At 73.0% G+C, this 21,718-nt stretch carries 18 protein-coding genes; 14 read left to right on the top strand and 4 right to left on the bottom strand.

The annotated features are described in order from the left end of the window. The first annotated feature begins 49 nt into the window (after positions 1-49). The 11 genes from ABGB17_RS10330 to ABGB17_RS10280 all read left to right on the top strand — a co-directional run bounded on the left by ABGB17_RS10330 (position 50) and on the right by ABGB17_RS10280 (position 13,889). Positions 50-1,270: a serine hydrolase gene (locus ABGB17_RS10330; protein WP_347627839.1), complete on the top strand. Its 1,221-nt coding sequence runs from the start codon at positions 50-52 to the stop codon at positions 1,268-1,270. A 1-nt stretch (position 1,271) separates the two neighbouring features. Then, a complete protein-coding gene (locus ABGB17_RS10325) occupies positions 1,272-2,525 on the top strand; it encodes a PQQ-binding-like beta-propeller repeat protein (RefSeq protein WP_347627836.1) in 1,254 nt (417 codons plus the stop codon). A 107-nt stretch (positions 2,526-2,632) separates the two neighbouring features. Then, positions 2,633-4,273 (top strand): carbamoyltransferase C-terminal domain-containing protein, encoded by a 1,641-nt coding sequence (locus tag ABGB17_RS10320; protein WP_347627834.1) that lies wholly within the window; start codon positions 2,633-2,635, stop codon positions 4,271-4,273. An 88-nt stretch (positions 4,274-4,361) separates the two neighbouring features. Continuing rightward, a complete protein-coding gene (locus ABGB17_RS10315; protein ID WP_347627832.1) occupies positions 4,362-5,321 on the top strand; it encodes a glycosyltransferase in 960 nt (319 codons plus the stop codon). Next, positions 5,318-6,439, top strand: a complete 1,122-nt coding sequence (locus tag ABGB17_RS10310) for a glycosyltransferase family 9 protein (protein ID WP_347627830.1) — start codon at positions 5,318-5,320, stop codon at positions 6,437-6,439. The genes ABGB17_RS10315 and ABGB17_RS10310 overlap by 4 nt, the downstream gene beginning before the upstream one ends. Further along, positions 6,436-7,626, top strand: a complete 1,191-nt coding sequence (locus ABGB17_RS10305) for a glycosyltransferase (protein ID WP_347627828.1) — start codon at positions 6,436-6,438, stop codon at positions 7,624-7,626. The genes ABGB17_RS10310 and ABGB17_RS10305 overlap by 4 nt, the downstream gene beginning before the upstream one ends. A 4-nt stretch (positions 7,627-7,630) precedes the next feature. After that, positions 7,631-8,182: an SIS domain-containing protein gene (locus tag ABGB17_RS10300; protein WP_347627826.1), complete on the top strand. Its 552-nt coding sequence runs from the start codon at positions 7,631-7,633 to the stop codon at positions 8,180-8,182. A gap of 32 nt (positions 8,183-8,214) precedes the next feature. Further along, positions 8,215-9,567, top strand: a complete 1,353-nt coding sequence (gene rfaE2, locus ABGB17_RS10295; protein ID WP_347627824.1) for a D-glycero-beta-D-manno-heptose 1-phosphate adenylyltransferase — start codon at positions 8,215-8,217, stop codon at positions 9,565-9,567. 111 nt (positions 9,568-9,678) lie between these two features. Next, positions 9,679-10,359: an SDR family oxidoreductase gene (locus ABGB17_RS10290; RefSeq protein ID WP_347627822.1), complete on the top strand. Its 681-nt coding sequence runs from the start codon at positions 9,679-9,681 to the stop codon at positions 10,357-10,359. 28 nt (positions 10,360-10,387) lie between these two features. Continuing rightward, positions 10,388-11,347 (top strand): UDP-glucuronic acid decarboxylase family protein, encoded by a 960-nt coding sequence (locus ABGB17_RS10285; RefSeq protein WP_347627873.1) that lies wholly within the window; start codon positions 10,388-10,390, stop codon positions 11,345-11,347. Positions 11,348-11,585: 238 nt separating this feature from the next. Further along, complete coding sequence (locus ABGB17_RS10280; protein ID WP_347627820.1) at positions 11,586-13,889, top strand: cellulose binding domain-containing protein; 2,304 nt, start codon at positions 11,586-11,588, stop codon at positions 13,887-13,889. A gap of 12 nt (positions 13,890-13,901) precedes the next feature. On the opposite strand, the gene ABGB17_RS10275 is transcribed toward ABGB17_RS10280, so the two are convergent. Beyond that, on the bottom strand, positions 13,902-15,188 hold the full coding sequence (locus ABGB17_RS10275; protein WP_347627818.1) for a glycosyltransferase: 1,287 nt from the start codon (positions 15,186-15,188) through the stop codon (positions 13,902-13,904). Positions 15,189-15,208: 20 nt separating this feature from the next. On the opposite strand from ABGB17_RS10275, the gene ABGB17_RS10270 reads away from it, so the two are divergent. Further along, positions 15,209-15,676: a MarR family transcriptional regulator gene (locus tag ABGB17_RS10270; protein ID WP_347627816.1), complete on the top strand. Its 468-nt coding sequence runs from the start codon at positions 15,209-15,211 to the stop codon at positions 15,674-15,676. Positions 15,677-15,745: 69 nt separating this feature from the next. On the opposite strand, the gene ABGB17_RS10265 is transcribed toward ABGB17_RS10270, so the two are convergent. Then, the gene (locus ABGB17_RS10265; RefSeq protein WP_347627814.1) at positions 15,746-16,210 is read right to left on the bottom strand and encodes an NUDIX hydrolase; all 465 of its coding nucleotides are present in this window, start codon (positions 16,208-16,210) and stop codon (positions 15,746-15,748) included. Positions 16,211-16,381: 171 nt separating this feature from the next. Here ABGB17_RS10265 and ABGB17_RS10260 point away from each other — a divergent pair, with 171 nt between their 5' ends. Beyond that, positions 16,382-18,640: an MMPL family transporter gene (locus ABGB17_RS10260; RefSeq protein WP_347627812.1), complete on the top strand. Its 2,259-nt coding sequence runs from the start codon at positions 16,382-16,384 to the stop codon at positions 18,638-18,640. Between the two features lie 363 nt (positions 18,641-19,003). Here ABGB17_RS10260 and ABGB17_RS10255 read toward each other — a convergent pair whose 3' ends face one another. Next, on the bottom strand, positions 19,004-19,747 hold the full coding sequence (locus tag ABGB17_RS10255) for an MBL fold metallo-hydrolase (protein ID WP_347627810.1): 744 nt from the start codon (positions 19,745-19,747) through the stop codon (positions 19,004-19,006). 94 nt (positions 19,748-19,841) lie between these two features. Beyond that, entirely contained in the window at positions 19,842-21,083 is a 1,242-nt protein-coding gene (locus tag ABGB17_RS10250; protein WP_347627808.1) for a transcriptional regulator, read from the bottom strand. Between the two features lie 174 nt (positions 21,084-21,257). On the opposite strand from ABGB17_RS10250, the gene ABGB17_RS10245 reads away from it, so the two are divergent. Further along, on the top strand, positions 21,258-21,692 hold the full coding sequence (locus ABGB17_RS10245) for an ATP-binding protein (RefSeq protein ID WP_347627806.1): 435 nt from the start codon (positions 21,258-21,260) through the stop codon (positions 21,690-21,692). The last annotated feature ends 26 nt before the right edge of the window (positions 21,693-21,718 follow it).

The following is a 21,718-nucleotide window of genomic DNA, read 5'->3' as shown; positions in this document are numbered from 1 at the left end:
ATCAGGGGACACGTCGCACGGCCGTCGTGCTCACCGGAAGAGGTGGGTGATGGAACACCCGGCGTCACCGCCTCACCGTCGCCTGGCCGCGGCGGTCGTGGCGCTCCTGCTCGCCGCGACCGGATGCACGGCTCCTGATCCAGGGGCCCGCGCCGGCACACCGGCCGCGCGCACGGCACCGAGCACACCGGCCGCGCGCACGACGCCGAGCACAGCGGCGTCCCCGCACCCGGCCCCCGGCTCCGGCTATCCCGGGCCCGCCTGGGCACGGGGGGACGCCCGGGAGGCCGGCTTCGACCCGCGGAAGCTGGCCGGGATCGCCGAGCGGGCCCGTGCGATGGAGTCGAACTGCCTGGTCGTGGTGCGCCACGGACAGATCGTGGCCGACTGGTACTGGAACGGCGCCGCCACGTCCGCCCACGAGGTCTTCTCCGTCACCAAGTCGTACACGAGCACCCTGGTCGGCATCGCGCAGGAGGAGGGCCTGCTCGACATCGACGACCCGATGGCGCGGTACATCCCCCGGTGGAGGAAGACGGCGGCGAAGGACGTGCGCGTCAGGAACGTCCTCGGCAACGACTCCGGCCGCCACTGGGACCTGACCACCGACTACAGCGGCCTCGGCCGGGCGGCCGACCGCACGGGCTTCGCGATCGGTCTGCCGCAGGACGCCGCACCCGGGAAGGTCTGGGCGTACAACAACGCCGCGATCCAGACGCTGGAGGCGGTGCTGCGCCAGGCGACGGGCAAGGACCCGGCGGACTACGCGCGCGAGCGGCTCCTCGGCCCGCTCGGCATGCGTCACTCGGAGATGACGCGGGACCTGTCGGGCAACACCACCATGTACACCGGCCTGCGGTCGACCTGCGAGGACCTGGCCCGTTTCGGCCTGCTGTTCCTGCGCGGCGGCAAGTGGGACGGCGAACGGCTGGTGCCGGAGAGCTGGGTGAGGGCCGCGACCACCCGCCCGTCCCAGGACATCAACGCCGCCTACGGGTACCTGTGGTGGATCAACGCCGAAGGCACGGTCGCGGGCCCGCTCCGCGCCACCACCCGGCAGGAGAGCGAACGCACCAGCCCCTCCCGGCTGGTGCCGTCCGCGCCCCCGGACATGTACTGGGCCATCGGCCTCGGCGGCCAGATCATCCAGGTCGACCCGTCCTCCGACACCGTCGTCGTCCGCCTCGGGTCAGGTGACCGACGCACGGGCTACGGCCCCGAGCACACCGCCGAGATCGTCACCGGGGCCCTCACCGGAGGGACCTCCTGACATGTGGCGGTGGACGGCCGCGGCCCTGGCGTTCTGCGCCCTCGGAGCGGCCCTGTGGTTCGCCCTGCGCGCGTGGGGCCTGGAGACCGCGGCCGACCTCGCGGGCCTGGCGTCGCTGCTGGTGCCGGTCACCGCGGCGATCGTCGGCTGGGCGGGAGGGCGACGGGTCCCGGCCCCGCCCCGGCCCGTCACCCCGCCGCCACGGCCGCGCGCCACCCCAGCGCCGAGTGCCCGGAGGACCGGGTGGACACGCAAGCTCGGCGGCGCCGTCCACGCCGGCCCGGCGGTGGCGGACGGCACCGTCTACGTGGGCTGCGACAGCAAGGTGTACGCGCTGGACGCCGCCGACGGCCGCGTGGTGTGGACGCGCAGGACGGCGGGCACGGTGCGGTCCTGCCCGGCCGTGGCGGACGATCTCCTCTACGTCGGCAGTGACGACGGCAAGGTCTACGCGCTGGACGTCGCGACCGGCCGGGTCGTCTGGTCCCGCACGACCGGTCGCCCCGTCCGCTCCGGCCCGGCGGTGGCCGGAGGCGTCGTCTACGTCGGCGGCGACGACCGTCGTGTGCACGCGTTCGCCGCCACGACCGGCGAGGGCGTCTGGAGCTTCACCACCGGGGACGTCGTGTCCTGCGGTCCGGCGGTGGCCGGAGGCGTCGTCTACGCCGGAAGTCACGACCGCCACGTGTACGCGCTGGACGCCGCGACCGGCGCCGTGCGCTGGATCAGCGCCACGGCGGGGGCCGTCGGCGGCGGGCCCGCGGTCGCGGACGGCACGGTGTACGTCGGCAGCCACGACCGGCGGGTGTACGCGCTGGACGCCACCACCGGCGCCGTGCGCTGGAGCCTGGGCACCGGAGCGGCAGTGGAGCACGGCCCCCGCGTGGCGGGCGGTGCCGTCTACGCCGGCAGCGACGACCGTTCGCTGTACGCGCTGGACGCCGCCACGGGCCGTTCCCTGTGGACCTACACCCCGATCAGCCGGTTCAGCGGCGGGTGGACCACTCCGGTGGTGGCGGGCGGCATCGTCCACGCCGCCACCACCGGCGGCGCGGTGTACGCGCTGGACGCCGCCACCGGTCATGCGCGCTGGCACACCTACACCCGGGGAGCCGCCGTGTCCGGTCCGGCCGTCGCGGACGGCACCGTGTACGTCGGGGACGGGACCGGCCATGTGTACGCGATGGAGGCCGCGACGGGCCGGGGCGATCAGGAGAACAAGGGCAGGGAAACCAGAAATAATCACTTAGAGTGACTAAGTTCAAGATTCTCGGCCTTTCTACCTCGTGGTATGCGCAAAGCGGCGTTTGACCACCGCTTCTCTCGGTAACCAGACCATCGCGGCCTTACGGAGGTATGCCGATGCGGTTTCTCGGGATCAACGCCATATTCCACGACCCAGCCGCGGCGCTGGTCGTGGACGGGGAAGTCGTCGCGGCGGCGGAGGAGGAGCGGTTCAGCCGGCGTAAGCACGGCAAGAGGCCGGTGGCGTTCTCGGCGTGGGAGTTGCCGGAGCGGGCGGCGGCGTGGTGCCTCAAGCGGGCGGGGTTGCGGGCGGAGGACCTGGACGGGGTGGCGTACTCGTACGACCCGGAGCTGGTGCGGGAGGGGACGGCCGGGCTGGACGCGGGGTGGGAGGAGCTGCGGACCACCTACGCGCGGCGGGCCCCCGCGTTCCTCGCGACGGCGTTGCCGGGGCTGGACGGGGCGCGGGTGACGTTCGTGCCGCACCACGTCGCGCACGCGGCGTCGGCGGGGCTGGCGGCGCCGTACCGGCGTTCGGCGGTGCTGGTGTGCGACGGGCGGGGCGAGGCCGTGTCGCACCTCGCCGGGGTGTACCGGGACGGGGACCTGAGCGTGCTCGCGGCGCAGGAGTTGCCGCACTCGCTCGGGCTGATGTACGAGGAGGTGACGGCGCACCTCGGGTTCCAGCGGTCAAGCGACGAGTACAAGGTCATGGCGCTCGCGGCGTACGGCGAGCCGCGCCACCTCGGCGAGCTGCGTGAGCTGATCCACACCACGGGGGACGGCGGGTTCCGCGTGGAGCCGGTCGACTGGAGCGTCTACGCCAAGGCGGGCACCGGCGACGGCAACTGGACGGCGGAGCAGGCGGACCTCGCGGCCAGCGTGCAGCGGCGGCTGGAGGAGGTGCTGCTGGAGCTGGCGGGGTGGCTGCACGAGCGCACCGGCGAGCGGTGCCTGACGATGGCGGGCGGCGTGGCGCTCAACTGCGTGGCCAACACGCGGCTGCTGCGCGAGGGGCCGTTCGAGCACGTCTGGGCGCAGCCGGCGGCCGGGGACGCCGGGACGGCGCTCGGCGGGGCGCTACACCTGGCGCGGCTGCACGGCGAGCCGGTGGCGCCCATGCCGGGGGCGGACCTCGGACGGGAGTGGACCGACGAGGAGCTCGCCGCGTGGCTGACCACCGCGGGCGTCCCCCACCGGCGGCCCGCCGACCTCGCGGCGGCGGTGGCGGCCGAGCTGGCCGCGGACCGCGTCGTGGCGTGGTTCCAGGGGCGGTCGGAGTACGGCCCCCGCGCGCTCGGCCACCGGTCGCTGCTCGCCCACCCGGGACGGGCCGCGAACAGCGACCGGCTGAACGCGGTCAAGGGCCGCGAGCCGTTCCGCCCGGTCGCCCCCATGGTGCTCGCCGAACGGGCCGGGGAGGTCTTCGAGCGCGGCCCGCTGCCGAGCCCGTACATGTTGTTCGTGCACGACGTGCGCCCCGAGTGGCGCGACCGCCTGCCCGCCGTGGTGCACGTCGACGGCACGGCGCGGGCCCAGACCGTGGACCGTGCGTCCGAGCCGCTGCTGGCCCGGCTGCTCACCGAGTTCGAGGCCCGCACCGGCCTGCCGGTGCTGGTCAACACCAGCCTGAACACGGCGGGGCGCCCCATGGTGGACGACCCCCGCGACGCGCTCGAATGTTTCGGATCCGCACCGGTCGACGTGCTCGTGCTCGGGCCGTACCTGGTGCGCCGCGGGGAGGTGTACTCCGCATGATCGACGTACGCACGCGGAGCGTCGCCAGAGGCGTCCGCAAGAAGGACCGGCGCGCCGCGCGGGCGGCCGGCGTGAGCCGGGGTGCCCCGTGATCACCGTCGTGATCCCCACCGTCGGGCGGCGCAGCCTGAGCCGCACACTGGCCGCGCTCGGCTCCGGCACGCCGGTCATCGTGGTGGACGACCGGCCGCGGTTCTGCCCGGAGCTGAAGGTGCCCGGCCACGTGCAGGTGCTGCGCACGGGAGGCCGTGGCCCGGCGGCGGCGCGCAACGCGGGGTGGCGGGCGGCCCGCACCCGGTGGATCGCGTTCCTGGACGACGACGTGGTGCCGCAGCCGGGATGGGTGCGGGACCTGGCCGCCGACCTCGCCGACCTGCCGCCGGACGTCGCGGGCAGCCAGGGCCGGCTGGTGGTGCCGCTGCCTGAGGGACGGCGGCCGAACGACGCCGAGCGCAACACGGCGGGCCTGGCCGGGGCGGGCTGGGTGACCGCGGACATGGCGTACCGGAGGGTCGCGCTCGAGCGGGCCGGAGGGTTCGACGAGCGGTTCCCCCGGGCGTACCGCGAGGACGCCGATCTGGCGCTGCGGCTGATGCGCGCCGGGTACCGCCTGGTCAAGGGCCGCCGGGTGACCCACCACCCGGTGCGGGACGACGGGTTCTGGACCAGCGTGCGCGCCCAGCGGGGCAACGCCGACGACGCCCTGATGCGCCGGGTGCACGGCGCGGGCTGGCGGGCCGCCGTCGGCGGCGTCCCCGGCAGGCTGGCCCGGCACGCCGCGACCACCGCGCTCGGTGTGCTCTCGTGCGTCCTCGGCGTGGCCGCCGCGGCCTCGCGCGGCGACGGCGAGCGGGGACGCAGGGCCGCCGTGGGGGCGCTGGTGGCGTGGGCCGGGTGGCTGGGACTGACGGCCGAGTTCGCCTGGGCACGGCTCGCGCCGGGGCCCCGTACCCCGGAGGAGGTGGTGCGGATGGCCGTCACCAGCGTGGTGATCCCTCCGCTCGCCTGCGTCCACCGGCTGCGCGGCGAACTGCGGGTGCGCCGGTGACGCGCGGCGCGGGGACCGTGCTGGTGGCGCGGCTGGACAACGCCGGGGACGTGTTGCTTGCCGGCCCGGCGATCCGGGCCGTCGCGGCGGGTGCCGAGCGGGTCGTGGTGCTGACCGGGCCGAACGGGACGGCGGCGGCGGGGCTGCTGCCGGGGGTGGACCAGGTGCTGGAGTGGCGGGCGCCATGGATCGACCCCGACCCGCGGCCGCTGACGCCCGAGCACGCCGAGGGCCTGGTCGCCATGGTGCGCGACGTGGCCCCGGACACGGCGGTGATCCTCACGTCGTTCCACCAGTCGTCGCTGCCGCTGGCCCTGCTGCTGCGCCTCGCGGGCGTGCCCCGCATCGCCGCCATCAGCGAGGACTACCCCGGTTCGCTGCTCGACGTCCGGCACATCGTGGACGAGACCGGCGACGTGCCCGAGGCGCTGCGCATGCTGGCCCTGGTGCGCGAGGCGGGCTTCGAGCTGCCCGCCGGCGACGACGGCGCGCTGGACGTGCGGCGCCCGCTGCCCCCGGTGGAGCACCTCACCGGCCCGCCGGGGTACGTGGTCGTGCACCCGGGCACCTCGGCCCCGGCCCGCGCCTGGCCCGCCGGGCACCACGCCCGCGCGGTACGGGAGCTGGTGCTCGGCGGCCTGCGGGTCGTCGTCACCGGCGACCCCGACGAGCAGGCGCTCACCGCGCAGGTCGCCGGGGCGTACGGCGCGGACCTCGGCGGGGTGACGACGCTGCACGAGCTCGCCGCGGTGCTCGCCGGCGCGGCGGCGGTCGTGGTGGCCAACACCGGCCCCGCCCACCTGGCGGCGGCGGTCGGCACGCCGGTGGTCAGCCTGTTCGCCCCGGTCGTCCCGGCGGCGCGCTGGGCGCCGTACCGGGTGCCGGTGGCGCTGCTCGGCGACCAGGACGCGCCGTGCCGGGGCACCCGCGCCCGGGTGTGCCCGGTGCCCGGCCACCCCTGCCTGTCCTCGGTGACCAGCGAGCAGGTGGTGGCGACGGTGCGCGAGCTCGTCGCCACCTCGGCCCCCGGCGTGCTGCGCCACGCGACCGCCCCCACGCTCATCCCGGCGGACGGCGGGGACGGCACGGCGGGGGCGCTGCCCGAGGGGGTGCGATGAGGATCGCCATGGTGTCGGAACACGCGGACCCGCTGGCCGCGATCGGCGGGGTGGACGCGGGCGGGCAGAACGTGCACGTCGCCGGGCTCGCCACCGCGCTCGCCGCCCTCGGCCACGAGGTGACGGTGTACACCCGCAGGACGGCGAGGGGCCAGGACGCCCCGGTGCCGCTGGCGCCCGGCGCCGTGGTGGAGCACGTGCCCGCCGGGCCGCCCGAGCCGCTGCCGAAGGACGCGCTGCCGCCGCACATGCCGGCGTTCGCCGCCTGGCTGGCCCGCCGCTGGGGCCGGGAGCGGCCGGACGTCGCGCACGCGCACTTCTGGATGAGCGGCATGGCCGCGCTCAACGCCGCCACCTGGCTCGGCGTGCCCGTGGTGCAGACCTTCCACGCCCTCGGCACGGTGAAGCGCCGCTGGCAGGGCGCCGCCGACACCAGCCCGCCAGAACGGCTCGCGGTCGAACGCGACATCGGCCGCCGGGCGGCCGCGATCATCGCCACCTGCACCGACGAGGTACGTGAGCTGGTCGCGATGGGCGTGCCACCGGAACGGGTCACCGTGGTGCCGTGCGGCGTGGACCTCGCGCTGTTCCGCCCGGACGGCCCGGCCGCGCGGCCCGCCGGCCAGCAGGTGCTGAGCATCGGCCGGCTGGTGCCACGCAAGGGCGTGGACACCGTCATCGAGGCGCTGCCCCGGGTGCCGGAGGCACGGCTCATCGTGGCGGGCGGCGAACCCGGGGACGCCGAGTGGCTGCGGCTGCGGGCCCTCGCGTCGGCGTCCGGCCTCGCCGGGCGGGTGCGCCTCATCGGGAGCGTCGCCAGGGCCGACGTGCCCGCCCTCATGCGGTCGGTGCGGGTCGTGGTGACCGTGCCGTGGTACGAGCCGTTCGGCATGGTCCCGGTGGAGGCGATGGCCTGCGGGGTGCCGGTGGTCGCCTCCGCGGTCGGCGGCCACCTGGACACCGTCACCGGGTGCGGCGTGCTGGTGCCGCCCCGCCGTCCCCGCGCCGTCGCCAAGGCGCTGCGCGACCTGCTCGGCTGCCCGGAGCGGCGCGCGGCCCTCGCCGCCGCCGGGCTGCGCCGCGCGCGGACGCGGTACGGCTGGCCGCAGGTGGCGGCGCGCACCGAGTCGGTGTACCGGAGTCTCGCCGGGATGAGCACCGGCCGCCTCGCGACGGCGGAGGGGTGAGGCCATGCATCCGCATCTGGTGCGGCTGAGAGGCGCGCTGGCCGCGGTCAGCGTCGAGACGCCGCGCATCCACATCTGGGGCCGCAAGCTCGCGGCCGTGCTCGCCGGGGGCGGGCGGCTGCTGGCCTGCGGGAACGGCGGGTCGGCCGCCGAGGCGCAGCACCTCACCGCGGAGCTCGTGGGCCGGTTCCGCGCCGACCGGGCACCCTACGCGGCGATCCCGCTGCACGCCGACACCTCGGCGGCGACGGCCATCGCCAACGACTTCGGCGCCGACGAGGTGTACGCCCGGCAGGTGCGCGCCCACGGCAGGCCGGGGGACGTGCTCATCTGCCTGTCCACCAGCGGGTCGAGCGGCAACGTGCTCGCCGCGGCGGCCGCGGGCCGCACCGAGGGCCTGCTGACGTGGGCGCTCACCGGGAAGGCGCCGAACCCGCTCGCCTCGCTGTGCGACGAGGCCGTCGCGGTGCCGTCCCGGGACACCGCGACCGTCCAGGAGGTCCACCTGGCGGTGATCCACATGTTGTGCGACGTGATCGAGGAGGCGGTGGCATGAGCGGGCCGAGGCGCGCCCCGCGAGGAGGCGGCGTGAGCGCCGTCGGGCCGATCGTGGTGGTCGGGGACTCGTTGCTGGACGTGGACGTCGAGGGGGACGCCGACCGGCTCTGCCCGGACGCGCCGGTGCCGGTGGTGCGCGGGGTGGCGGAACGGCGGCGGCCCGGCGGGGCAGGCCTCGCGGCGCTGCTCGCGGCCCGCGCGGGCGCCGACGTCGTGCTGATCACCGCGCTCGGGGAGGACGGCGCGGGACGCTGCCTGCGCGGCCTGCTGTCGGGGTTCGCCGAGGTCGTACGGCTGCCCCTGCGCGGCACCACCGCGCGCAAGACGCGGGTGCGCGCCCGGGGCCAGACCCTGCTGCGGGTGGACACCGGGGACGGCCGCGCGTGGTGCGGCCCTGAAGGCGGGCGGGCCGCGCGGGTGCTGCGGCACGCGGGCGCGGTGCTGGTGTCCGACTACGGCCGGGGCACCGCGGAGGCCGTGCGGGACCTGCTCGGCTGCCTGACCATGCCGCTGGTGTGGGACCCGCACCCGGCGGGGTCGCTGCCCGTCCCGGGCTGCGCCCTGGTCACCCCGAGCGAGAGGGAGGCCGCGGAGCTGTGCGCCCGGCCGTACCCCCTGCCGGAGCTGGCGGCACGCGGACTGGCCCGCGAACTGCACGCGGCGGCCGTGGCCGTCACGCTCGGCGGCGCGGGCGCCGTGCTCGCGACCGCCCGCGGGCACACCCTGCGCGTCCCCTCGCCGGCGCCCGCCACCGGGTACGACACCTGCGGAGCGGGCGACCGGTTCGCCGCCGCCGCGGTGCTCGCGCTGCGCGACGGCGCGGACGCCGAGGAGGCGGTGCGTGAGGCCGTCGCCGAGGCCACCCGTTTCGTGCGGACGGGCGGCGCCTCCGCGATCCGCCTGCCCGAGCCCGCGCCGCCGGAGCTGCCGCGCACGGCACTGGAGCTCGCCGCGGTGACCCGCGCGTCCGGCGGCACGCTCGTCGCGACCGGCGGGTGCTTCGACCTGCTGCACGCCGGGCACGTCAGCCTGCTGCGCCAGGCACGGGCCCTCGGGGACGCGCTCATCGTGTGCGTCAACTCCGACGAGTCGGTGCGCAGGCTGAAGGGCCCCGGCCGTCCGGTGGTGGCCGAGCGGGACCGGGTGGAGATCCTGCGGGCGCTCGGCTGCGTGGACGGGGTAGCGGTGTTCACCGAGGACACCCCGAACGTCCTGATCGAGCGGCTGCGCCCCGACGTGTGGGTCAAGGGCGGCGACTACACGGGCCTCGAGCTGCCCGAGGCCGCGGCGGTCCGCCGGTGCGGTGGCGACGTCGTGGTGCTGCCCAGCGTGCCGGGCCACTCCACGACCGGCCTCATCGCCGCCGCGCAGGAAGTGATGTGACCCCCTAGACCCGCCCTTACGGGGGTGCCCGCGGCGGGGACCGCCCGCCACGCTGGGACGTGACGGCGATCACGGCCGTCGGACCGGCCCCCGCGACCGAAGGAGTATCGGATGATCGGGAACGTGCTGATCACCGGCGGGGCGTCGGGCCTGGGCAGGGCCGCCGCGACCGCCGTCGCCAAGGCCGGCGGGCGCCCGCTGGTGATCGACCTGGCACCGGCGGAGAACGGCGCCGATCACGTCGTCGCGGACGTCGGCGACCGCGAGCAGGCCGAACGGGCGGTAAGGGAGCTGGCCGAACGGGCCGGTGGGCTGGACGGCGTGGTGACGGCCGCCGGGATCGACCGGTGCGGGCCGCTGGAGCGGGTGCCCGGGGAGGAGTGGGAGCGCGTCGTGCGGGTCAACCTGTTCGGCACCGTGTCCGTGGTGCGCGCCGCGCTGCCGTACCTGGAACGCTCGGGCGGGCGGGTGGTGACCGTCGCCTCGACGCTAGGCCTGCGCGCGGTGGGCGACGCGACCGCGTACTGCGCCGCCAAGTCGGGTGTCGTCGGCTTCACCCGGGCGCTCGCCACCGAGACGGCCGGGCGGGTCGGGGTGACGCTGCTGGTGCCGGGCGGCATGCGCACCGGCTTCTTCGACGGCCGCGAGGAACAGTACCGGCCGGGGCCCGGTGCCCGCCTCAACCAGCCCGAGGACGTCGCCGCCGCCATCGTGTTCGCCCTCGGCCAGCCGCCGGGCTGCGAGGTCCGCGAGCTGGTGGTGTGCCCCGACACAGAGACGTCCTGGCCATGAGGCGCGGCACGTGGCCGGCGGGGTCCCGATGAGCGCGCGGCGGGTGCTGGTGACCGGGGGCGCGGGGTTCCTCGGGTCGCATCTGTGCGAGCGGCTGCTCTCCGAGGGGGCGTCCGTCGTCTGCATGGACAACTTCCTCACCGGGTCACCCGCCAACGTGGAGCACCTGCTCGGCCGGCCGCGCTTCCGGCTGGTCGAGTGCGACCTCACCGGGTACGTCCACGTGCCGGGCCCGGTGGACCTGGTGCTGCACTTCGCCTCGGCCGCCTCCCCCGCCGACTACCTGCGCCACCCCATCGCCACGCTCAAGGTGGGCAGCGTCGGCACGCTGCACGCGCTCGGGCTCGCCCGCGAGAAGGGCGCCAGGTTCGTGCTGGCGTCCACCAGCGAGGTGTACGGCGACCCGCTGGAGCACCCGCAGCGGGAGACGTACTGGGGGAACGTGAACCCGGTGGGGCCGCGCAGCGTGTACGACGAGGCCAAACGGTTCGCCGAGTCGCTGACCACGGCCTACCGCAACTCCCACGGCGTGGACACCGCCATCGTGCGCATCTTCAACACCTACGGCCCCCGGATGCGGCCGCACGACGGCCGGGCCATCCCGACGTTCGTGCGGCAGGCCATCCACGGCGAGCCGCTGACCGTCACCGGCACCGGCACGCAGACCCGGTCCATCTGCTACGTGGACGACACCGTGCGGGGCGTGCTCGCCCTCGCCGCGAGCGACTTCCCCGGGCCGGTCAACATCGGGAACCCGGCGGAGTTGTCCATGCTGACGCTGGCCATGACGATCCGGCGGCTCACCGGGTCGCGCTCACCCGTCGCGTTCGTGGACCGGCCGGTGGACGACCCGGAGGTGCGGCGGCCTGACACCTCGCTGGCGGCGGCCCGGCTCGGGTGGACTCCGGAGATCGACGTCACGACCGGGCTGCGCCGCACCATCGCGTGGTTCGAGCGGGAACTGCTGGAGACCCTTCCGGCGTCCTGAACGTCCAGCCCGCTGAACGGGCCGCTGTAATTTTCAGTTTCCGCCGGTGGCGGGCCTGGCGATAGCGCCAGGTGAGCCCGGCACCCCGCGGCGTGCCGTGGCGGCGGCGGGGGGCGTCCATGGCGCCCTCCAGGGGTTTCGCTTATGTTTCGCGCAGATCACCGGCTGGTAGGCGTTCGTGCCGACTTCCCGGTTCCCCGAATCGAAGCGCTTCGATTGCGCCGCGGAAAGGATCGCCATGCGCGAGAGCGCGAAACACCCCGTCCGCCGGCTGGCCGTCACCTTGTCCGCCGCGGCCGTCGCCCTGGCCGCGACGGTGACGTCACTAACCGCCAACGCCGCCGCGGTGGCCTGCGAGGTGCGTTACACCGTCGCCACCCAGTGGGGCGGCGGGTTCAGCGCCAACGTCACCATCAACAACCTCGGGGACCCGGTCAGCGGGTGGCGCCTGGTGTGGAGCTTCGGCGCCGGGCAGCAGGTCACCCAGGCGTGGAACACCACCGTCACCCAGAGCGGCGCCCAGGTGACCGCGGCCGACGCCGGGTACAACGCCTCCATCCCGAGCGGCGGGAACGTGTCGTTCGGCTTCAACGCCTCGTGGAACAACTCCAGCAACCCGGTGCCCGCATCGTTCACCTTGAACGGCGTGCTGTGCGACGGCGGCTCCGGCCCCACCACCACCCCGACACCCACCGTGACCCCGACCGTGACCCCCACGGTGACGCCGACCGTCACGCCGAGCGTCACGCCGACGGTCACCCCGACGCCGACCCCGACACCGACACCGAGCAACGGCAAGCAGGTCGAGCGGCTGGACCGCGGCCTGATCAGCGTGCGCTCCGGCAGCGGCAACCTCGTCTCCTGGCGGGTGCTCGGCACCGACCCGGCGGGGGTGGGCTTCAACCTCTACCGCGGCGCCACCAAGGTGAACTCCTCGGTCCTCACCGGCGCCACCAGCTATCTGGACAACGGCGCCGCGTCCGACGCGTCGTACACCGTGCGGCCCGTCGTGAACGGCGCCGAACAGGCGGCCTCGGAGGCGTCGCTGCGCTTCACCGGCGGCTCCTACCTCGACGTCCCCATCCAGCCGCCCGGCGGCGGCACCACTCCCGACGGCGTCAGCTACAGCTACAGCGCCAACGACGCGAGCGTGGGCGACCTCGACGGCGACGGCCGGTACGAGTTCGTCCTCAAGTGGGACCCGTCCAACGCCAAGGACAACTCGCAGTCCGGTTACACCGGCAACGTCTTCGTGGACGCCTACCGCATGAACGGCACCCGCCTGTGGCGCATCGACCTCGGCCGCAACATCCGCGCCGGCGCCCACTACACGCAGTTCCAGGTGTACGACTACGACGGCGACGGCCGCGCCGAGGTCGCGATGAAGACCGCCGACGGCACCGTGGACGGCACCGGCCGCGTCATCGGCAGCTCCTCCGCCGACCACCGCAACTCCTCCGGCTACGTGCTCGCCGGCCCCGAGTACCTCACCATGTTCAACGGCCAGACCGGCGCCGCCATGTCCACGGTCAACTACGACCCGCCCCGCGGCACCGTCTCGTCCTGGGGCGACAACTACGGCAACCGCGTGGACCGCTTCCTCGCCGCCACCGCCTACCTGGACGGCCGCCGGCCCAGCCTGATCATGGCCCGCGGCTACTACACCCGCACGGTGATCGTCGCCTGGGACTTCCGCGGCGGCGCCCTGACCCGCCGCTGGGGCTTCGACTCCAACTCGTCGGGCAACGGCGCCTACGCCGGCCAGGGCAACCACAACCTCTCGATCGCCGACGTGGACGGCGACGGCCGCGACGAGATCATCTACGGCGCGATGGCCCTGGACGACACCGGCCGCGGCCTGTGGAACACCGGCCACGGCCACGGCGACGCCATGCACGTGGGCGACCTGGACCCGTCCCGCTCCGGCCTGGAGGTCTTCAAGGTCAGCGAGGACGCCAGCAAGCCGAGCTCCTGGATGGCCGACGCCCGCACCGGCCAGATCCTGTGGACCACCCCCGCGAGCGGCGACAACGGCCGCGGCGTCTCCGGCGACGTCTACGCCGGCAGCGCAGGCGCCGAATCCTGGTCCTCCGCCTCCAGCGGCCTCCTCGACACAAGGGGCCGCAACATCGGCAACAAGCCCGGCTCCGCCAACTTCCTCGCCTGGTGGGACGGCGACCCGGTACGCGAACTGCTCGACCAGACCTACATCGCCAAGTACGGCACCGGCGGCGACACCCGCCTGCTCACGGCTTCAGGCGTCCACAGCAACAACGGCACCAAGGCCACCCCGTCCCTCTCCGGCGACCTGCTGGGCGACTGGCGCGAGGAGGTCGTCTGGCCCACCTCCGACAACCGTGCCCTCCGCGTCTACTCCACCACCTCGACCACCGACCGCCGCATCACCACCCTGATGCACGACCCCCAGTACCGCGTGGCCATCGCCTGGCAGAACACCGCCTACAACCAGCCTCCCCACCCGAGCTTCTTCATCGGCAACGGCATGTCCGAGCCCCCCAGGCCGAACGTCTACACCCCCTGACCGCCGGAGCACCTATACCGGCGAGCGGTGCGCGGTCAGCTCCAGCACGGCCTCGGCGGCGTTGCCGGGGCCGTCCACCGCGGCGTACAGGTCGCGGACGTGTCCGGCCGCGGCGCGGAACGACGGTTCGGCCAGCACCCGGCCGGCTGCCCGGGTGAGCCGGTCGGTTCCCGCGCGCCACGGCTCGACCAGGAGAGCGGCGCCGCACCGCTGCGCGAGCGCGACGTTGAGGTCCTGCTCGGCGTGCAGCGGCAGGCCCACCAGCGGTGTGCCCGCGGCCAGGGCGGTCTGCACGCTGCCCTGGCCGCCCGCGGTGACGGCGAGGTCCACCCGTGGCATGACCAGGTGGCTGGGCAGCACCCCGCCGACGCACGCCTGTTCGTCGGCGAGGTCGCCGAGGTCGTGCACGGTGCCCGCGACCAGGACGCGCACGTCCAGGGGCCGCAGCGCCGCCACGAGCCGGCGGACGAAGCGCGGCGAGGTCGAGGTGACGGCGACGTACACGACCGGGCCTGGCCGGTCGAGGAACGCCCGCACGTGCTCGGGCATGGGGACGTCGAGGTGGGCGTACAGCGGCCCGCTGTACCGCAGCCGGGTCGTGCGCCGGTGGTGCCGCCCGGACGGACGCCAGGCCTCCAGCTCGGCGGCGGGCACACCGAACACCTCGGGAACCTCGGGCACCAGCGCCAGGTCGCCGAGCACCAGCGCACCCAGGCTCGGCACGCCCTCCACGCCCAGCTTCGCGGCGACGCGGTTGAACCCCGAGCAGTAGAACCGCGTCCGCGGCAGCACCCGGTTGGCCAGCGACCGGCCGACCGGCCCGGGCAGGAACCGGGCCGCGCGAAAGGTGGGCGCCGGCACCAGGCCGCGCTCGAACGCGGCCGGCACCCAGCAGCAGGCGTGCTCGGTGACCAGCGCCGCGCCGGCCAGCCGGGTCGACAGCATGGTGGTCAGCGTGTATCCGGTGACGACGGTGCGCGTGCCGTGCGTGCGGAAGTACTCCGCCTCGGCGCGGACGTAGGTCTCCATCTCGTCGTCGGGGTAGATGCTCTGCCGCACGTCGCCCAGGCCGGTGGCGTTGGCGACGACCTCGGCCGAACGCCGCGGGCTCATGTGCGGCCCGACGATGTCGTACTCGATCCCGGCGGCGCTCAGCAGTGGCTCGTAGGTGCCTCCATGGGTGGCCATCCGCACGCTCGCGCCCCGTCGCGCGAGCGCCCGGTGGATCTCGATCATGCGGGAGGTCTCGGACAGGTAGCCGCAGTGCGGCATCACCACGATCTGGTGTTCGACGCCCATGAATAGGTAATATATTGACTATGTCCCGACGTGACAATACGGGCTTGTTCGGCGAGGAGCTCACCACCCCCGTCCACGCCTTCCGCGCCACCCTCTACCTGGCTCAGCGCCTGCGCTACCTGATGGACGAACGGCTGCGCGCCGACGGCCTGACCACCCAGCAGGCCGCGCTGCTGACGGTCGTCTCCGCGCTCGGCACGCCGTCACTCAAACAGGCGGCCGCCGCCCTGGGCACCACACACCAGAACATCGCCCAGCTCGCGCAGGCACTGCAGCGCAAGGGCCTGCTCGACGTGCTCGACGACCCCGCCGACGGCCGGCGCAGGCTGCTGTCGGTCACCGACGCCAGCCGGGCCTACTGGGCGGGCCGCGACGACGGCGACCACGCCGCGGTGGCCGACTGGTTCGCCGCGCTGTCCGACGACGAACTGGCCACCTTCGTGGCGCTGACCGACCGGCTGGTGTCCGCACTGGACACCGCCCGCTGACCCCCGCCTTCGCCCTGGCGCCGCTCGCGGGGACAGGGACTCCGATCTTGATGTGGCGGCCCTGCGCGCTCAGGTGAGGTAGATCGTGCTCCCCTGGCTCCTGGCGGTCAGGGACGCGAGCAGGCGCTTGGCGAGGTGGCCGGGGAGCAGGGCGGCCGCCTCGCTCGGCTCGAAGAAGCGGTACTCGTCGAGTTCCTCCTCCTGGAGGATGATCTCCTCGTCCCCGGGCACCTCACCGCAGTCGAACAGGAAGTGGATGAGGGGAATCGGGCGGTCGTCGCGTGGGGCCACCCAGTGGACGACCAGCAGGCGGCCCACCGGGAGGGTGAGGCCGACCTCCTCGGTCACCTCGCGGGCGCAGGCCTGGTCAGGGGTCTCGTGTTCGTCCACGTGGCCGCCGGGCCAGCCCCAGTGGTCGCGGTAGTTGGGCTTCACGAGGAGCACCCGGCCCTCGGGGTCGGTGATGAGCGCGCCGGCGGCGGCGACGGTCTTGTTCAGTTGCGCGTAGAAGACATGCGCCGGCAGAAAATTCATGATCCGACGGTATCCCCGTCTCCCCCTAGGGATGGTCCCGTAGGTCTCCAGGCGGACGGCGTGCGGAGCCCTACCCCTGGGGCAGTACCCGCCAATTGCCATTCTCGGCTGATGTATCCCCCATTTCTCACTTCTACCTTCAGGAGAAAACAGAGCTGGGGGAAAGCAACGATGAGACGGCGGAGAAACCTGGCCGCGTCCGTGGGCGGGTGGAGTGCCCGGCACCGGTGGGCGGCGATCATGATCTGGATCGCGTTCGTCGCGGTGGCCACCATCGCGGGCAGTGCCGTCGGCACGGCGCAGATGAAGGCGTACGAGACCGCGAACGGCGACTCCCGCGAGGCGGGACGCATCCTCGACGGGGCGAAGTTCCCGGACGTCGCGAGCGAGGTCGTGCTCGTGCAGACCGGGAGCAGCGGGCCGGTGGTCACCGACGCGCGGTTCCGTGAGGCCGTCACGCTGGTGAAGGACGCCGTGACCGCCACCGGGCAGGTCACCAACGTCCGCACGCCGTACGACGACCCGCCGTCGCCGGTCACGCCGGACAAGCACACCACGCTCGTGCAGTTCGACATGAAGGGCGACAACAAGACGGCGGCCGACCGGGTGCAGCCGGTGCTCGACGCCGTGGCCGGTGTGCAGAAGAGCTTCCCTGACCTGCGTATCGAGCAGGCGGGCTCGGCGAGCGGGGACAAGCTCATCGGCGAGGCCATCGACAAGGACTTCGTACGGGCCGAACAGCTCTCGCTGCCCATCACCTTCGGCATCCTGCTCGCCGCCTTCGGCGCGCTGCTCGCCGCTCTGGTGCCGCTGGCGCTGGCCATGACCGCGATCATCGCCGCGACCGGGCTGCTCGCGCTGACCAGCCAGCTCCTGCACGTGGACGCCGCCACGCCGAACCTCATGCTGCTGATCGGCCTCGCGGTCGGCGTGGACTACTCGCTGTTCTACATCCGCAGGGAACGGGAGGAGCGCGCCAAGGGCCGCGACAAGCGGCGGGCCATCGAGATCGCGGCGGCCACCTCGGGACGGGCCGTGCTGATCTCCGGCATCACGGTGATCGTCGCGATGGCCGGCATGTTCCTCACCGGCAACGGCATCTTCATGGGCTTCGCCGAGGGCACGATCCTCGTGGTGCTGGTCGCCATGGCGGGCTCGCTCACCGTGCTGCCCGCGCTGCTGTCCCTGATCGGCGACAAGATCAACGCTCGCCTGATCCACGGCACCGTGCGCACCGTCACCCGGGGCCGCGTCACCTGGGAACGCCGGCTCGGGCGCGGCGGCGAGGGCCGTCTGTGGAACGCCGTCCTGACCCCCGTGCTGCGTCACCCGCTGGTGTCCGTGGTCATCGCGGGCGGCCTGCTGATCGCGCTCGCCATCCCCGCGTTCGGCCTGCGCACCGGTCCGCAGTCCATCGACGACCTGCAGGGCAACTACGCCATCGCCGACACCTACAAGCGGATCGACGCGGCGTTCCCCGGCGGCAACGCCCCCGCGGTCGTGGTGCTCAAGGCCGCGGACGTGACCACACCCGAGGTCAAGAGCGCCATCGACTCCTTCAAGGACAAGGCGATGGCCACCGGCCAGGCCAACGAGCCGTTCAACGTGGACGTCAACCCCGACAAGACCGTGGCCCGCGTCACCATCGGCATCAAGGGTGAAGGCGCGACCGCCGAACAGGCGATCCGCACCCTGCGCGAACAGGTCATCCCCGCGACCCTGGCCGGGGTGGGTTCGGCGCACGTCACCGGCGAGATCGCCGGCTCGATGGACTTCAACCAGCAACTCGCCCGCACCATGCCCCTGGTGTTCGGCTTCGTCCTGCTGCTGGCCTTCCTGCTGCTCCTGGTCTCGTTCCGCTCCTTGGTGGTGGCCGTCAAGGCGATCCTGCTCAACCTGCTCTCGGTGGCGGCCGCCTACGGCGTCCTGGTCCTGGTCTTCCAGCGCGGGTACGGCGAGGACCTGCTCGGCTTCACCTCGACGGGAACCATCACCGACTGGCTCCCCCTGTTCCTCTTCGTCATCCTGTTCGGCCTGTCGATGGACTACCACGTCTTCATCCTGAGCCGCATCCGCGAAGCCTTCGACCGGGGAATGCGCACCGAGGACGCCGTGGCCTTCGGCATCCGCACCACCGCGGGCGTCGTCACCAGCGCCGCCTTGATCATGGTCGCCGTCTTCGCGACCTTCGCCACCCTGTCCCTGCTCACCTTCATGCAGATGGGCGTAGGCCTCGCCGCCGCCATCCTCATCGACGCCACCATCATCCGCGCCGTCCTGCTCCCCGCCACGATGAAACTGCTCGGCGACTGGAACTGGTACCTCCCCCGCTGGCTGAACTGGCTCCCCCAGCTCTCCCACGGCGACGACGACGATGACGACCACCCCGACCCCGTCCAGCCCCGCCGCGAACCCCTGCCGGTCGGCTGACCCAAGAACCGCCCCGGGACGGACACCGACGTCCTCCCGGGGCCCACAACTCCACAACGGGGGCCGGCACCCTCCGGCGTCACCTACGAGGGGAAGGTGACACCGGAGGGCGCCGCAAAGCGCACCCCGGACGACCATGGCCCTCGCTCCGCTCGGACTGTTCTTTTCGGGGCTCCCGCCCCGAACCCCAAGGCAGGGGCGCTGCCCCCACACCCCCGCCCCCCGTCTGCGTGATGCCTGCGGAGGTAGGGCGACTGTCCACCCAAGTGGAAGAACCGACAAAAGATCCGTGAGCCGTCTTCGTCACAGGCCGGAGGCCGACGTATCAGACACCCCACAAGCGGGGCACCCCTGCGGCACCTGTCACGCCAGCTCAGTGAAAGGCTCAGCGAAGTGAGAGGTGCCGATGGATCCGCCCTTGGCACGGACGCCGTCCAGCACGGCCCGCCTGCTGGCAACCGCCCGCTCCGGGTCCTCGTCGTTGGCGTAGAAGACCCCCGGGTTGACCACCTGCACCGGATGGACCACCAGGTCCCCGGTCAGCGTGACGTCCCCCACCTCGACCACCTGATGCCCCGGCGTGTGCCCCGGCGCCGCCACCACCCGCACCCCCGGCATGACGCCTGCCTCGCCGTCCACCGCGTCGATCAGCATGGTGAGCGGCCGCACGACCCGCTCCAAGGTCGGGTTGGGCCCACCGTTCTCGATCCAGTCGATCTCAGCCCGCTGAATGACATGCCGAGCATTCGGGAAAACGGGCACCCCTTCGGCGATCGTCCCACTCGCGTGATCACTGTGCAGATGCGTGAGCACAACGGTGTCGATGTCACCAGGCATGACCCCATGCCCCGCCAGCTCGGCCACCAGCCCACCCGGCACAGGCGCCCAGGTGGAAGCCGGAGAATCGACCCCACCGATCCCCGCGTCCACCAGCACGACCCGCCCATGCCGATCCCGCAGCAGATAACACCGGAAGTGCAACACCCACTCCCCGTCCCCGGCCACAGCCCAATCCTCCGCCGCCCCACCGGGAAACAACTCAGTCAACGGCCGCCGCAACCCCCCACCCAACGGCCCCACCGCATCCAGCAGCGGCGTGACCTCCACCCCGTCCACCAGCCTGGGCGCGTACGACATGGAACCCCCACGGATCGGCATACCCGCCCAGACTAGATCATCGCCGATCTCGACACCGGCTCGATCAGGCATGCCGGCGATAGTCGGTCATGAGTTCGCGTACCTGCGGTACGTCGCGGTAGGGCTCGAGCCGGTTGAGGACGACCCGTGTGCGGTGGGCGGTCCGATCGCTGGCCACCTCCGCGGACAGGCCGAGCATCCGCCTGGCTGCTAGTACCGCTTCTTCCGGTTCGTTGGCATCAGCCAACGCGACGGCGAGCCAGGACAGGTACAGGGCCAGTTCGCGGGTGTGGGTGGCGTCGTAACGGCCGAGTACGTCGGTCAGTATCGGGACGGCGCGCAACGGCCGTCGTAACTCGGTGTACGCACGCGCCTTCATGATCTGGAGTTCACCGTCGTCCACCCAGTACAGATACTCCGGTTCGGCTTCCTCGTTGTGGCCGGCGAGTGCCTCGTCCGCTTCGGCGAGCGCGCGCATCGTCGCTTGCGCTTCTCCCGCGCGTGCGTATGCCCAGGCCAGACGATCCCAGCACAACGCGCGTGCCCGAGGGGACGCATGTGGTCCCGCCGCGTCCAGTGCCGTGTGAGCGAGTGCCACGCCTTCACTCGGGTCGCCGGAGTTGGCCACCTGGTATGCGAGCGATCCGATGAGGTTCGCTGAAAGATTCGCATCTCCGGCGTTATGTGCCGCACTTATGCCCAGCCGATAGGTCTCTGCCGCTTGACCGAGATGTCCTGCGTCGCTGGCGACCCATCCGGCGATCTGGGCGAACTCCCCGATCGCCACCAGCAAACCTCGGCTGACGTCTTCGGTGTAAACCGATTGGCGATACATCCGTACGGCCGCTTGGAGTTCGCGAAACGCGGGCTGGATCAGGTCTCGTCCGGCGAGCACGTCGTCGGCGAGCCGCAAGCCGTGGACTCGCGCCGACAGATCGGTCAGGGTCTCCGTGCCGATACGACGACCTCTGCGGTTCCCGTTCTGCACCAGAGGGTTTCCCTTGCGAAGCAACTGCTTGAGAACGTCAGCGGGTGGACGGCGAGGCGAAGCCACTTCATCACTGAACAGTTCATCTTCATCCATACCAAACACTCTGCAGTAGAGCACTGGGTAGGGGTCTTTAGGCCGATGCTTGCCCGACTCCCAATATTTGATCATACGGGTCATCGAGTCTCGTTCAGGAAGGCGTGTGCGAGTGTGCTCGTCGGCAGCGTCGGCGAGTCGCTTGGCCATTTCCCGTTGCGACCACAGCCTGTCGCGCCGACCGGCACGAAGCCGCGCGGCCCAGGCCGGGACGTCACTCATCGCATGCTCCTCGGGGAAACGACGGGACACGCGTCTTTCCCTCAGTTTCCCCTATCCGCACTGTCGGCGCATGCGTATGGAGCTGTGGGATGAGTGCGACGGTGGAAAGGCGGGGCCCCACAGGCGTTAGCGGTGCCCACGGGTTCCTGATCCGCACAGCGGAGGTGAGATCTGTTGACACAACCTAAGCCCACTTTGCCCCATCACAATAATGGGGCAAAGGGTAATGTTCTCGGCGTAATCCATCTAGTCGGCGCTCCCGAATCAGCACGTACAGCACGGGATTTCGTCAAGCAGGCCCTCGGCGCGAATCATCCGGCGCTGGACGCAGTGGTGCTCCTGGTCTCGGAGACGATCACGAACGCGGTGATCCATTCGAATTCCAGGGACGGCGGCCGGGTGACCCTCACGCTCATCGACTGCAACGACCTCATCCATATCGACGTGGCCGACGCGGGTGGTACGACGATTCCCCACGTGCGCGGCGGCCTGCTCGACGAGGGCGGGCGCGGACTGATGCTGGTGGACGCGATCTCACAGCATTGGGCCGTCGTCGAGCGTGAGGAAGGCCGGACGCTGTGGTTCCAGGTGCCCTGCACACCGACATGAGGGCGCCGCCTCCCACCGCGTGCGGC

The sequence above is a fragment of the Sphaerisporangium sp. B11E5 genome (genome assembly GCF_039871875.1).
Lineage (GTDB): Bacteria > Actinomycetota > Actinomycetes > Streptosporangiales > Streptosporangiaceae > Sphaerisporangium.
Note: the sequence above shows the minus strand (reverse complement) of the source record. Positions and strands in the feature narration are given on the sequence as shown.

What these genes read in the sequence shown, in the direction of transcription:
- ABGB17_RS10330 (WP_347627839.1), top strand. Translation starts at nt 50, where the DNA reads ATGGAACACCCGGCGTCACCGCCTCACCGTCGCCTGGCCGCGGCGGTC.
- ABGB17_RS10325 (WP_347627836.1), top strand. Translation starts at nt 1,272, where the DNA reads ATGTGGCGGTGGACGGCCGCGGCCCTGGCGTTCTGCGCCCTCGGAGCG.
- ABGB17_RS10320 (WP_347627834.1), top strand. Translation starts at nt 2,633, where the DNA reads ATGCGGTTTCTCGGGATCAACGCCATATTCCACGACCCAGCCGCGGCG.
- ABGB17_RS10305 (WP_347627828.1), top strand. Translation starts at nt 6,436, where the DNA reads ATGAGGATCGCCATGGTGTCGGAACACGCGGACCCGCTGGCCGCGATC.
- ABGB17_RS10300 (WP_347627826.1), top strand. Translation starts at nt 7,631, where the DNA reads ATGCATCCGCATCTGGTGCGGCTGAGAGGCGCGCTGGCCGCGGTCAGC.
- ABGB17_RS10290 (WP_347627822.1), top strand. Translation starts at nt 9,679, where the DNA reads ATGATCGGGAACGTGCTGATCACCGGCGGGGCGTCGGGCCTGGGCAGG.
- ABGB17_RS10285 (WP_347627873.1), top strand. Translation starts at nt 10,388, where the DNA reads ATGAGCGCGCGGCGGGTGCTGGTGACCGGGGGCGCGGGGTTCCTCGGG.
- ABGB17_RS10280 (WP_347627820.1), top strand. Translation starts at nt 11,586, where the DNA reads ATGCGCGAGAGCGCGAAACACCCCGTCCGCCGGCTGGCCGTCACCTTG.
- ABGB17_RS10275 (WP_347627818.1), bottom strand. Translation starts at nt 15,188, where the DNA reads ATGGGCGTCGAACACCAGATCGTGGTGATGCCGCACTGCGGCTACCTG.
- ABGB17_RS10270 (WP_347627816.1), top strand. Translation starts at nt 15,209, where the DNA reads ATGTCCCGACGTGACAATACGGGCTTGTTCGGCGAGGAGCTCACCACC.
- ABGB17_RS10265 (WP_347627814.1), bottom strand. Translation starts at nt 16,210, where the DNA reads ATGAATTTTCTGCCGGCGCATGTCTTCTACGCGCAACTGAACAAGACC.
- ABGB17_RS10260 (WP_347627812.1), top strand. Translation starts at nt 16,382, where the DNA reads ATGAGACGGCGGAGAAACCTGGCCGCGTCCGTGGGCGGGTGGAGTGCC.
- ABGB17_RS10250 (WP_347627808.1), bottom strand. Translation starts at nt 21,083, where the DNA reads ATGAGTGACGTCCCGGCCTGGGCCGCGCGGCTTCGTGCCGGTCGGCGC.